The sequence below is a fragment of the Murimonas intestini genome, from assembly GCF_024622195.1.
In the GTDB taxonomy this organism is placed as follows: Bacteria; Bacillota; Clostridia; order Lachnospirales; family Lachnospiraceae; genus Murimonas; species Murimonas intestini.
In genome coordinates, this window is sequence record NZ_JANKBI010000012.1 from 176,699 (window position 1) to 187,922 (window position 11,224).

At 45.8% G+C, this 11,224-nt stretch carries 10 protein-coding genes, 7 tRNA genes and 2 riboswitches; of the genes, 16 read left to right on the plus strand and 1 reads right to left on the minus strand.

All coding sequences use genetic code 11. The annotated features are described in order from the left end of the window. The first annotated feature begins 216 nt into the window (after positions 1-216). The 13 genes from NSB28_RS16680 (at position 217) to NSB28_RS16740 (ending at position 6,231) form a co-directional block, all read left to right on the plus strand. The gene (locus NSB28_RS16680; protein ID WP_109624845.1) at positions 217-525 is read left to right on the plus strand and encodes a hypothetical protein; all 309 of its coding nucleotides are present in this window, start codon (positions 217-219) and stop codon (positions 523-525) included. A 134-nt stretch (positions 526-659) separates the two neighbouring features. Continuing rightward, a complete protein-coding gene (locus tag NSB28_RS16685; RefSeq protein ID WP_109624844.1) occupies positions 660-965 on the plus strand; it encodes a rhodanese-like domain-containing protein in 306 nt (101 codons plus the stop codon). A gap of 149 nt (positions 966-1,114) precedes the next feature. After that, the gene (gene yfcE / locus NSB28_RS16690; RefSeq protein WP_109625260.1) at positions 1,115-1,687 is read left to right on the plus strand and encodes a phosphodiesterase; all 573 of its coding nucleotides are present in this window, start codon (positions 1,115-1,117) and stop codon (positions 1,685-1,687) included. Beyond that, positions 1,684-2,850 (plus strand): THUMP domain-containing class I SAM-dependent RNA methyltransferase, encoded by a 1,167-nt coding sequence (locus NSB28_RS16695; RefSeq protein WP_109624843.1) that lies wholly within the window; start codon positions 1,684-1,686, stop codon positions 2,848-2,850. Before yfcE ends, NSB28_RS16695 begins: the two co-directional genes overlap by 4 nt. Continuing rightward, positions 2,844-4,217: a lectin like domain-containing protein gene (locus NSB28_RS16700; RefSeq protein ID WP_109624842.1), complete on the plus strand. Its 1,374-nt coding sequence runs from the start codon at positions 2,844-2,846 to the stop codon at positions 4,215-4,217. The genes NSB28_RS16695 and NSB28_RS16700 overlap by 7 nt, the downstream gene beginning before the upstream one ends. 199 nt (positions 4,218-4,416) lie before the next feature. Continuing rightward, positions 4,417-5,031, plus strand: coding sequence for an RdgB/HAM1 family non-canonical purine NTP pyrophosphatase (gene rdgB, locus NSB28_RS16705; RefSeq protein ID WP_109624841.1), 615 nt, complete (start codon positions 4,417-4,419; stop codon positions 5,029-5,031). Between the two features lie 5 nt (positions 5,032-5,036). After that, positions 5,037-5,519: a metallophosphoesterase family protein gene (locus NSB28_RS16710; RefSeq protein WP_109624840.1), complete on the plus strand. Its 483-nt coding sequence runs from the start codon at positions 5,037-5,039 to the stop codon at positions 5,517-5,519. A gap of 120 nt (positions 5,520-5,639) precedes the next feature. Further along, a tRNA-Pro gene (locus tag NSB28_RS16715) sits at positions 5,640-5,714 on the plus strand. A 28-nt stretch (positions 5,715-5,742) separates the two neighbouring features. Next, a tRNA-Gly gene (locus tag NSB28_RS16720) sits at positions 5,743-5,813 on the plus strand. 3 nt (positions 5,814-5,816) lie between these two features. Beyond that, positions 5,817-5,890: transfer RNA gene (locus NSB28_RS16725), tRNA-Arg, on the plus strand. Between the two features lie 43 nt (positions 5,891-5,933). Continuing rightward, positions 5,934-6,007: transfer RNA gene (locus tag NSB28_RS16730), tRNA-His, on the plus strand. Between the two features lie 4 nt (positions 6,008-6,011). Then, positions 6,012-6,083 (plus strand) — tRNA-Gln (locus NSB28_RS16735). 75 nt (positions 6,084-6,158) lie between these two features. Further along, a tRNA-Lys gene (locus NSB28_RS16740) sits at positions 6,159-6,231 on the plus strand. Positions 6,232-6,473: 242 nt separating this feature from the next. On the opposite strand, the gene NSB28_RS16745 is transcribed toward NSB28_RS16740, so the two are convergent. Next, complete coding sequence (locus NSB28_RS16745; protein WP_257497465.1) at positions 6,474-6,704, minus strand: hypothetical protein; 231 nt, start codon at positions 6,702-6,704, stop codon at positions 6,474-6,476. A gap of 402 nt (positions 6,705-7,106) precedes the next feature. On the opposite strand from NSB28_RS16745, the gene NSB28_RS16750 reads away from it, so the two are divergent. The 3 genes from NSB28_RS16750 to NSB28_RS16760 all read left to right on the plus strand — a co-directional run bounded on the left by NSB28_RS16750 (position 7,107) and on the right by NSB28_RS16760 (position 10,655). Further along, entirely contained in the window at positions 7,107-8,381 is a 1,275-nt protein-coding gene (locus NSB28_RS16750) for a cation:proton antiporter (RefSeq protein WP_109624838.1), read from the plus strand. A 198-nt stretch (positions 8,382-8,579) separates the two neighbouring features. Next, positions 8,580-8,659 (plus strand) — tRNA-Leu (locus NSB28_RS16755). 259 nt (positions 8,660-8,918) lie between these two features. Continuing rightward, entirely contained in the window at positions 8,919-10,655 is a 1,737-nt protein-coding gene (locus tag NSB28_RS16760) for an oleate hydratase (RefSeq protein ID WP_109624837.1), read from the plus strand. A gap of 128 nt (positions 10,656-10,783) precedes the next feature. Beyond that, positions 10,784-10,868: riboswitch (ZMP/ZTP riboswitch) on the plus strand. Between the two features lie 61 nt (positions 10,869-10,929). Next, positions 10,930-11,021: riboswitch (THF riboswitch) on the plus strand. The last annotated feature ends 203 nt before the right edge of the window (positions 11,022-11,224 follow it).

Below are 11,224 nucleotides of genomic sequence, written 5' to 3' on the forward strand. Positions count from 1 at the left end.
TTTCGAGGGGAGTATAAATAATTAATAAGGGGTTTGTAAAAAAAATTTTTTGAAGGGTAAATTCTTTTTACACTAAGAATTATAATATAGATTGGAAAAAATTGCAATAACTATTTTTCCGTTTTTTTCAGGTTTTTTCGAAGGTATAAAAGCTTGCATGCCGGGGATAATAAAGACTGCAATAAAAAAATTGTTTCTTTTTAGGAGGTAATGAAAATGGCAAAAAACACAACTTCAAAAAATCAGTCACAGAATAACAATTCCAAGAATTCCTATTCCCAGAATTCCAGCTCCCAGAATTCAAACTCCCAGAATTCTAATTCTAAGAATTCCAGCACACAGAATTCCGGAACACAGAACTCTAACTCCCAGAATTATAGCTCACAGAATTCAACTTCCCAGAATTCCAGCTCAAAAAACAGCTATAACAACAGCGAAAACGAGTATAATAATTCTTCCAGAAACAACTCTTCAAACTGCTCAAAGAACAACAGCAAAAATTCCTATGAGGATTCTGAATATTAATTCAGGCATTAATTAATGCAGCGACAGGAATAAAAAGAAACCGGCGTACCCTATGGCGCCGGTTTTCTTTTGTGCGCCAAATTCACATCTCACTCTCTTTTTGCATATATGATAAAAGGAAGGAGTGTATAAAAATGGAATTTGAAATGATAGCAGCCAGGGATCTGGACCGTTACGCCAAGGATAAGAATGCTTTTATTATTGATTTGAGGACACCTGACGAATATGTGCAGGAGCACATCAGGGGGGCAGTGAATATCCCGTATGAAAGACTGCAGAACTGTCATTCACTCCCGCTTGATATGTATCTTGTACTGTATTGTGAACGGGGCAGCATCAGTATGGCAGCTGCCAGGGAGCTTGCAGAGAAGGGATACGATGTCAAGACTGTTATAGGAGGCATACACGCCTACAGGGGCCGTATGCTGGAATCGTACTGACCGCTCCGTGACCAGCAACACGCTCCGCGATGAACAGAAACGGCAAAACTGGCCGTTGACAGGAGCTTACCCGGGCTTTAATATATAGTAAGAGAAAAATACAGCCGTATCAATGTGAGGCGGCTGTATAAATGGAGGTAAAGATACTTATGAAGCTGATGTTTGCATCGGATATACACGGTTCGGCATATTATTGTGAGAAGATGCTGGAGGCTTATGAGAAGGAAAAAGCTGAAAGGCTGGTCCTTCTGGGGGATATACTCTATCATGGACCGCGTAATGATCTGCCCTGCCAGTATGATCCGAAGCGTGTGATAAAGATGCTGAATGCACTGAAGAATGAAATATATGCAGTGCGCGGTAACTGTGAGGCGGAAGTTGACCAGATGGTCCTGGATTTTCCTGTGATGGCTGATTACTGCCTTCTTCTGGAGGGCAGCGCTGCAGTCTATGCTACCCACGGACATATCTATAATGAAAACCATCTTCCGCCTCTGAAAGAAAATGATGCGCTGATACACGGACATACACATGTATTTAAGGCGGAGTACAGGCCGGGATCTGAGCAGAATCCAGGTTATTTCCTGCTGAATCCGGGATCAGTGGCCCTGCCCAAGGAGAATAATATCCCAACTTATGGTATACTGGATAAGGGTATCTTTATGATAAAGGGTTTTGACGGGGAAAGAGCAGCGGAAATAAAATTAAGGAGAACAGAATGAAGACAATTGAATTAATAGCGCCCTGCCACTTTGGGCTGGAATCTGTTTTGAAGAGAGAGATCCAGGATCTGGGATACGAGATCAGCCAGGTGGAGGACGGCAGAGTCACTTTTATAGGAGATATGGAAGCTGTCAGCTATGCCAATATATTTTTAAGAAGTGCGGAAAGGATACTGTTAAAAGTAGGCTGTGTCCATGCGGAGACTTTTGACGAGTTGTTTGAGAGGACAAAAGAGATACCGTGGGAAAATTACATACCTAAGAACGGGAAATTCTGGGTAACTAAGGCTACTTCTATTAAAAGCAGGCTGTTCAGCCCGTCCGATATCCAGTCGATCATGAAAAAAGCCATGGTCGAGAGGCTGAAAAAGGTGTATGGCGTCAGCTGGTTTGAGGAGGATGGTTCGGAATATCCCCTGAGGGTGTTCTTTATGAAGGATGAAGCAGTGATCGGGATAGATACTACGGGAATGTCGCTGCATAAAAGAGGATACAGGCTCCTGCAGAGCAAGGCTCCTCTGTCAGAGACTCTGGCGGCAGCCCTTATAATGCTGACGCCATGGAAAGGGGACAGGATCCTGGTGGACCCGTTCTGCGGAAGCGGTACGTTTCCTATAGAGGCGGCAATGATGGCTGCCAATATCGCGCCGGGAATGAACAGGAGTTTTATCTCTGAAAGCTGGGACAACCTCATACCCAAGAGATGCTGGTATGACGCTCTGGATGAGGCCAGGGAGAATATTGACGACAAGGCTGAGGTGGATATCCAGGGCTATGACATTGACGGCGATGTGGTGAAATCGGCCAGAGAGAATGCAAGAGCTGCCGGTGTAGAGCATATGATACATTTCCAGCAGCGCCCTGTCAGTGAACTGCGGCATCCGAAAAAATATGGTTTTGTGATCACGAATCCGCCGTATGGAGAGAGGCTGGAGGAGAAGGCAAGCCTTCCGGCGCTCTACAGGGAGATCGGTGAGAGCTACAGGAATCTGGATGCGTGGTCCATGTACCTGATAACAAGCTACGAGGATGCTGAGAAATATATAGGCAGGAAAGCTGATAAAAACAGGAAAATATATAATGGTATGATAAAGACATATTTCTATCAGTTTATGGGGCCAAGGCCTCCTAAAATTAAGAGATCAGAGGAGAAAAGTTGTTAAAAAAAGCAGAAGTGCTGCTGGCAGCAGTGATACTGGCCCTGATATGCTGGCTGGGCTGGCAGCTTATAGAGGAGCCTGCCGCGGAGGCGTTCCGGGAAGCGGCAGAGGGACAGGAAGACGGAACAGAAAGCGTACCGGCGGCAGAAACGGAAAGTGAGACAGAGAGCGAGGCAGTGAAACAGCCTCTGCCAAAGAAATATGACCAGCGCAGGAATGGCCGGAAACTGTACATAAAGGACCAAAAGAATTTGGGAACCTGCTGGGCGGTGGCAACTTCCTCTGCTCTGGAGGCAGCGCTTCTGCCGAAAGAGCATCAGGAATTTTCAGCCGACCATATATCCATGCAGAACGGATATAACGGGACTCAGCAGGATGGAGGGGCTTATACTATGGCCATGGCCTATCTGACGGCCTGGAAGGGGCCTGTGCTGGAGTCAGAGGATCCATATGGGGACGGCTATTCCCCTGACGGGCTTAAGCCCTTTGCGCACGTACAGGAGATCCGCCTGTACAGAGAAAAGGACATTGAAAAGCTGAAAAGGGCCGTATATGAATTTGGGGCTGTCCAGTCATCTATCTATATGGATATGACATCCTCCATCGGCAATTCAGTCTATTACAGCAAAATGAATTATGCCTACTGCTACCCGTATGAAAAAAAGGCTAACCATGACATACTTATCATTGGCTGGGATGATAATTATCCTGCTTCTAATTTTACATATAATGTGAAGGGGAACGGGGCATTTATCTGTCAGAACAGCTGGGGAGAGAAGTTTGGTGAGGACGGCATCTTCTATGTCTCCTATGAAGACGCAGTGCTGGGAGGCACCAGCGTGGCCTATTCCGGGATAGAAGCTACGGATAATTATGATAATCTTTACCAGTCAGATGAATGCGGCTGGGTGGCGCAGCTGGGATATGGCAAAGACAGCTGCTATTTTGCAAATGCCTACACGGCAGGGGAGGATGAATGGCTGGAGGCGGCAGGCTTCTACGCTACGGAAAAGAATACTTCCTACAAGGTGTATGTCATACCGGAGTTTGACGGGGAACTGAAATTATCTTCTGCAAAACCTGCAGCGGAGGGAAAATTCACTGATGCAGGATACTATACTGTAAAGCTGGATGAACCGGTACAGCTGGAAGCAGGCGTGAAATTTGCCGTGGCTGTACAGATCACGTCCCCCGGCAGCGAATATCCGGCGGCGGCAGAGAGCCAGGCAGATGAGATGACAAAAGATGCGGACCTGACAGACGGGGAAGGGTATATCAGTTCAAACGGAGATTCCTGGACAAGTGCAGAGGAGCAGTATCAATGCAATCTCTGCCTGAAAGCATACACAAGCAAGAGATCAGCGGATTAGAGCGGTAACCGTTCAGCCTTCCGCTGTTTTGCGGAGCGTAGTTACATGTCAGACGGCCGAACTGTAACTTAGAGCTTAATAATTGTACCGGAAAATATTTACGCAGGCGTGATGGTATGCTATACTAGTTGGAAATATATGTAAAAATATGCGGATATTGACGCATTATAAGGAACTGAAGAAGGAGATAGAAGCAGTAATGGGCAGAAGGATAATTTTTGCTACGGGCAATGCCGGCAAGATGAGAGAAATAAAAATGATTTTAGAAGACTTGAATGTGCCTGTGCTTTCCATGAAGGAGGCAGGAGTAACAGCTGACATCATAGAAGACGGGAACAGCTTTGAAGAGAATGCCAGGATCAAGGCGGCAGCTGTAAGAAGCCTGCTGGAAGGTACGGATGATATTGTGCTGGCGGATGATTCAGGTCTGGAGATAGACTGGCTGAATAAGGAACCAGGCATCTATTCAGCAAGGTATATGGGTGAGGACACATCATATGATATCAAGAATAATAATCTGATAGGACGCCTGGAAGGAGTGCCGGATGAAAAGAGGACAGCGCGTTTTGTGTGTGCCATTGCAGCGGCCCTGCCTGACGGTGAGATGCTGTGCACCACGGCGGCCATGGAGGGAATCATCGGCTATGAGATAAAGGGAGAAAACGGTTTCGGCTATGACCCTATCTTTTATCTTCCTGAATACGGCTGTACTTCCGCAGAGCTCCCTTCTGATAAGAAAAATGAACTGAGCCACAGAGGCAAAGCCCTGAGGTCTATGAAAGAGCTTTTAAAAGCCAGAATGCCAAAGGAGTGAGACAGATGAAGATTCTGATTGTCAGTGATACTCACCGCCATGATGCAAATTTAGTTACGGTCATTAATAAGGTAAGCCCTATAGACCGGCTGATCCATCTGGGTGATGCCGAGGGAAGTGAGGATTATATCAGACAGATAGCAGAGTGCCCTGTGAACATTGTAAGCGGGAACAATGACTTTTTTTGTGACCTGCCAAGAGAAGAGGAATTCATGATCGGGAAGTACAGGGTCATGATCACCCACGGGCATTATTATTATGTATCATTGGATATGCAGGAGATAAAGAGACAGGCTGTCACCAGAGGAATCGACATCGTAATGTTTGGCCATACTCATAAGCCGTACCTGGAGAAGGACGGCGGCATCACCATTTTAAACCCAGGGAGTCTTTCTTATCCCCGCCAGGAGGGCCACAAGCCCAGCTATATCATCATGGATGTGGACAGGGACGGGGAAGCTCATTTTACCGTGAATTATCTGGGATGAACAGGAATTAAATACGCAGTTAAAAAAAATTGCAAAAAATTGAAAAAACTTGTTGACAATCTTAAAAGGCTATAATATAATATGTCTTGCGTCACGGATGAGGCGCAGGACAAATAAAAACGGGGTGTGGCTCAGCTTGGCTAGAGCGCCTGGTTTGGGACCAGGAGGTCGCAGGTTCGAATCCTGTCACCCCGATTTTTTACTGAAATTTGTCTGTTGATTTGCGGGTGTAGTTCAATGGTAGAACACCAGCCTTCCAAGCTGGATACGTGGGTTCGATTCCCATCACCCGCTCTTGAGTCTGTAGCTCAGTTGGATAGAGCAACGGCCTTCTAAGCCGTGGGTCGGGGGTTCGAATCCCTTCAGGCTCGTTTTTCTTTATATGACATATATAAGGAAAACAAATTGAATATGGTGGGTATAGCGCAGTTGGTTAGCGCGCCAGATTGTGGCTCTGGAGGCCAAGGGTTCGAATCCCTTTATCCACCCTTTTGGGCTATCGCCAAGCGGTAAGGCACAGCACTTTGACTGCTGCACTCGCTGGTTCGAATCCAGCTAGCCCAGCTTGGCGATCTGCCGAACTGGAGCGAAAAGTGATGAATATTCTGTAAGGCTTCAGTACAAAATATAGTAAGGCATGGGATATTAGCTCAGTCGGTAGAGCACTTGACTTTTAATCAAGTTGTCCGGGGTTCGAATCCCCGATGTCTCATTACAGCATTTACGCCCCTTGCGGGCGTTTTTTTATTCTATAGGAAACTTCGTTTCCTATAGAATAAAAACCCTCCGGGGGATGCGCAGCTGCGCGCGCGGAACAAAAGCTGCGCTATACAAAATATAGGCCCGCGGGGTGCGCAAAGCGCACTTTTGTTCTTGCCCGGTGAAAGACGATCAAGTTACCTATATTTGAAAAATAGTTCCTGGTATAATCCAGAAACTATTTTGAATTTATTACTATTTGATTTTAGGTAAAATACCATTCTGCTCAAGCACCTCTACCAAGGTATCTTGTGCATCCTGCAAAAGCTTAATATCCTTTTTAATGGAACGTTCGGAAACTTTAATGTCAAGAGTCATATTATCAAGTTTTTTATGAGTGAAATCATGCTTTAATTCTAACATTTCCAATCTGGGATTAATTGATTTTAACTCGTCCAAAATTAGATCAAGTTTTTCATCTGCCATATAAATACCTCCCATAAGATATAATAATTATAGCATATATGTTATTAAATACAAGCATATAAAATCATATAACTTTATAAAGAAAAGTGTAAAGTACGCACGAAAACACCTCCCGGGACATTGGCGTGTGAATAGTAACTGTAAAATTTACCGTAATAGAAAACAGGTATAAGTACCTGGCAAGTCAGAATTGTATGATGCATAATGGTTAATCAGGGTGTCCGGGGGAATACGTGACAATTTCATAATTATTAAGATTACAGAAAAAAATACTGGATTTTTTATAAATAAGGTGTATAATCATATCGGTAAATGTAAAATGCCAACACAAAACAACACAAAAACAGCATAGAAACAACACAAAACCCGTAAAAACAAGCGGGGACAAGAAGGAGTGGGAGCATGGATACATCGTATCATTATTTATTGAATCTGGCAATTATCCTGTTAAGCACGAAGGTTCTGGGACTTTTGACGCGGAAGGTGAAGATGCCGCAGGTGGTGGGTGCGCTGCTGGCCGGGCTTCTTCTGGGGCCGGCTGTGCTGGACATCCTCACGGAAACGGAATTTATACATAAAACAGCAGAGGTGGGCGTTATCGTCCTCATGTTCTGCGCCGGGCTGGAAACTGATATTCAGGAGTTAAAGAAGAGCGGAAAGGCATCGTTTGTGATCGCGCTCATCGGTGTGCTTGTGCCTCTGGCCGGAGGCTTCGGTGTGGCATATTTCTTTAACCGCCCGGGGATGATCGATTCAGATGCTGCCTGCAGCGCTTTCCTGCAGAATGTATTTATCGGTATCATCCTTACAGCCACATCAGTCAGCATCACTGTAGAGACTCTAAAAGAGATCGGCAAGCTGAAGACACGTTCAGGCAATGCTATATTAGGGGCTGCCATCATTGATGATATCCTTGGAATTATAGGACTTACTATCATCACAAGCATGGCAGACGCATCTGTAAATGTGGCAGTAGTCCTTTTGAAGATCGTGGCGTTCTTCGTATTTGCAGGCGTGATCGGGGTACTGTTCCATAAGCTGTATAAGAAATGGAGCGAGAAGGCAGAGAGAGGACTGCAGCGCCATGTGATCATCGCCTTTGTGCTCTGCCTGCTGATGTCATACGTGGCTGAAGTATTTTTCGGCGTGGCTGATATTACCGGAGCGTTTATAGCAGGACTTATTGTGTCAAGTACACAGAGGACGAAATACCTGGCCTCCAGGTTTGATACACTGTCATATATGTATCTGTCACCTGTATTCTTTGCAAGCATCGGACTGAAGGTAGAGCTTCCGGCTATGACACCTACGATCGTTCTGTTTGCAGCAGTACTGGTGGTGGTGGCTCTGCTCACTAAGATCGTGGGCTGCGGACTGGGAGCAAAGATGTGCGGATATAAAAATTACCAGTCTCTGAGGATAGGTGTGGGGATGATCTCCCGTGGTGAGGTTGCCCTGATCGTGGCCAGCAAGGGAACCGAGGTCGGACTGCTGGGGACAAATTTCCTGGGGCCTGTTGTGCTCGTTGTCATCATTACGACGATCATCACCCCGATCCTGCTCAAGCCGGTATTTAAGAGAGGGCCAGCTATGCCCATGCCTGCCGGTGAGGGCCTGTCAGAAGGCTTCGAGCAGCTTTCAAGGATCCAGGACAGAGAGGACAGAGAAGACAAGTAAAGGTTACTGCCGCGCTGCCGCAGAGTGGATAGCGATTAGTAAACCAGATGCTACTGTTCATACGCCACCATTCCACGAGGTGTGTTACTGGTCATGAAGTGAACAGTAACAACCAGATACTTGACAGAAGCGCAAGTTTCAGATATACTTAGTAAACGTGAAATGCCGCAGATGTAAAGAAGCGTCTGCGGCAGATGAGCGGGCATGGCGGAATTGGCAGACGCGCTGGATTTAGGTTCCAGTGGGAGACCGTGCAGGTTCAAGTCCTGTTGCCCGCATTACAAAACCCCTGAGTTAAATGCCCTGCAGCCTGACTGCGGGAGATTTGATCCAGGGGTTATTTTTTTGCCCTGTGCCGGAAATTAGACAGATGGAGGAATCTGTCAGAAATCCCGACAATCTGCCTTGTGTGTCTGGATTTCTGACAGGATGGATTTTTTGTATAATTACAAATAAAAAAGGCTATGTTATAGTACAGGTATCAGTTAACAAAGCAGTTGGAACTTTAAATGATACAAGCGGAAAAGGGGTAATAATATGGCTAAGAAAACACACAGATTACTTAAAGCAGGCGTGCTTGCCGGAGCAGGAGCGGCGGCAGTGATGTTCACAAAAAAATATATGCAGGGACAGGAAGAACAGAAGTCAGACAGTGATGCTGAAGAAAAGACGGAGTTTTCTTCTGAAGCAGTAAATAAAGGCCAGGCATATTTTGTGGGAGGCGGTCTGGCTTCTCTTGCAGGAGCGGCATATCTCATAAGAGACTGCAAAATGGAAGGCAGCAGGATCCACATTCTGGAAGGAATGCATATATTGGGAGGCAGCAACGACGGAGCAGGCGACCCTGTGAATGGGTTTGTATGCAGAGGCGGAAGGATGCTGAATGAGGAGACATATGAGAATTTCTGGGAGCTGTTTTCTACAGTGCCTTCCCTGGAGATGCCGGGAAAAAGCGTAACAGAAGAGATCCTGAATTTTGACCATCTTCATCCCACGCATGCTCAGGGGCGCCTGATTGATAAAAACGGGAAGATTCTTGATGTGAGCAGCATGGGATTTAACAACGAGGACCGTCTGGCACTTGGGAGATTAATGCTGACTCCTGAAGAAAAACTGGATGACATGACTATTGAGGACTGGTTCCGGGACAGCATGCATTTCTTCACCACAAATTTCTGGTATATGTGGCAGACTACGTTTGCATTCCAGAGATGGTCCAGCCTTTTTGAATTTAAGAGATATATGGAGAGGATGATATTTGAATTTTCCAGGATCGAGACCCTGGAGGGAGTCACAAGGACTCCGTACAACCAGTATGAATCTGTCATCCTTCCGCTGAAGACATGGCTGGAAGAGCAGGGAGTGGATTTCAGTATCAGAGCAACCGTCACGGATATTGATTTTGCAGATGAGAGCGGGGTCACCGCGTCTGCCATCCATATTGAGAGAGATGGGGAGGAAGAGGTGATCGGGCTGCAGCGTGAGGATCTGTGTATCATGACAAACGGCTGCATGACTGACTGCGCGACACTTGGGGATATGCATACAGCGCCTGTATTTGATGCCCAAAAACCCATCTCAGGGGAGCTCTGGGCCAGAGTCACAGCTAAGAAAGCAGGACTTGGCAGCCCGGAACCGTTCTTTGGGCATCCTGACCAGACTAACTGGGAGAGCTTTACCGTGACATGCAGAGGAAATAAGCTGCTGAAGATGATTGAGGCCTATACGGGGAACATACCCGGAAGCGGCGCACTTATGACATTTAAGGACTCTAACTGGCTGATGAGCATCGTAGTGGCAGCACAGCCTCACTTTAAAAACCAGCCTGCAGATACGACGATCTTCTGGGGATATGGCCTTTATACAGACAGGACAGGAGATTATGTGAAGAAGCCTATGAGGGAATGTACAGGCGAGGAGCTTCTGACTGAGCTGCTGCACCACCTTCACTGGGAAGACAGGAAGGATGAGCTCATGGAAGATGTCATTAATGTGATACCATGCATGATGCCGTATATCGATTCCCAGTTCCAGCCCAGGAAGATGTCCGACAGGCCGAAGGTCGTGCCGGAAGGCTCTGTTAATTTTGCAATGATCAGCCAGTTTGTGGAGATACCTGAGGATATGGTCTTTACAGAAGAATATTCTGTGCGTGCAGCAAGGATAGCAGTATACACGTTAACGGGATACAAGGGAAAGAAAATATGCCCTGTGACGCCGTATAAGAAGAATCCAAAGGTACTAAAAGATGCGCTGAAGACAGCTTACAGGTAAAAGATGACGTGGGAAGATGTCCGCACAGTGAAGAAAAAAATTGCACTTGAATTTATAAAAGTACAAATAAATTATTGATAAATTATTGACAAAACCTCTCGTTTGATGTATATTTAAAACATCATATGAGAGGTTTTGATTACTGACGGATAGTTGTGGAGTACCACAGGGAAATCAAAATAATATGGTTGGTCGACCGTCTGGGCAGCATTCTTTATCTTAGTCTGAGTGTTGCTTTTTTTATTTAATATTATATGAAATTAAAATTTCAAAAAGTAGAGTAGATATCATACGTAAAGTGTCACCGGAGGGGGAGGCTTCCTGTGAACGAAGGATTTTCCGCGTTATGGTATCGCTTCCGCTACTGCGTAAAAGTACATTGGTAAGATACAGCCTGTCCTTTTTTACGTGGTATTTTTTTACCCAAAATCAGGACGTGTGTATAAATGTTAACTGCCGCACAAGCGGTTTTAATGAAAGGAGATTTTATATTATGGGTTACAAATCAGACATCGAAATTGCACAGGAAACCGAAATGCAGCCGATCCTGGAGGTCGCAAAGACAGCAG

Excerpts from the sequence above, each read along its gene's own strand:
- NSB28_RS16710 (WP_109624840.1), top strand. The coding sequence starts at position 5,037 with ATGAAGATTCTGATTGTCAGTGATACTCACCGCCATGATGCAAATTTA.
- yfcE (WP_109625260.1), top strand. The coding sequence starts at position 1,115 with ATGAAGCTGATGTTTGCATCGGATATACACGGTTCGGCATATTATTGT.
- NSB28_RS16685 (WP_109624844.1), top strand. The coding sequence starts at position 660 with ATGGAATTTGAAATGATAGCAGCCAGGGATCTGGACCGTTACGCCAAG.
- NSB28_RS16695 (WP_109624843.1), top strand. The coding sequence starts at position 1,684 with ATGAAGACAATTGAATTAATAGCGCCCTGCCACTTTGGGCTGGAATCT.
- NSB28_RS16760 (WP_109624837.1), top strand. The coding sequence starts at position 8,919 with ATGGCTAAGAAAACACACAGATTACTTAAAGCAGGCGTGCTTGCCGGA.
- NSB28_RS16680 (WP_109624845.1), top strand. The coding sequence starts at position 217 with ATGGCAAAAAACACAACTTCAAAAAATCAGTCACAGAATAACAATTCC.
- rdgB (WP_109624841.1), top strand. The coding sequence starts at position 4,417 with ATGGGCAGAAGGATAATTTTTGCTACGGGCAATGCCGGCAAGATGAGA.
- NSB28_RS16745 (WP_257497465.1), bottom strand. The coding sequence starts at position 6,704 with ATGGCAGATGAAAAACTTGATCTAATTTTGGACGAGTTAAAATCAATT.
- NSB28_RS16750 (WP_109624838.1), top strand. The coding sequence starts at position 7,107 with ATGGATACATCGTATCATTATTTATTGAATCTGGCAATTATCCTGTTA.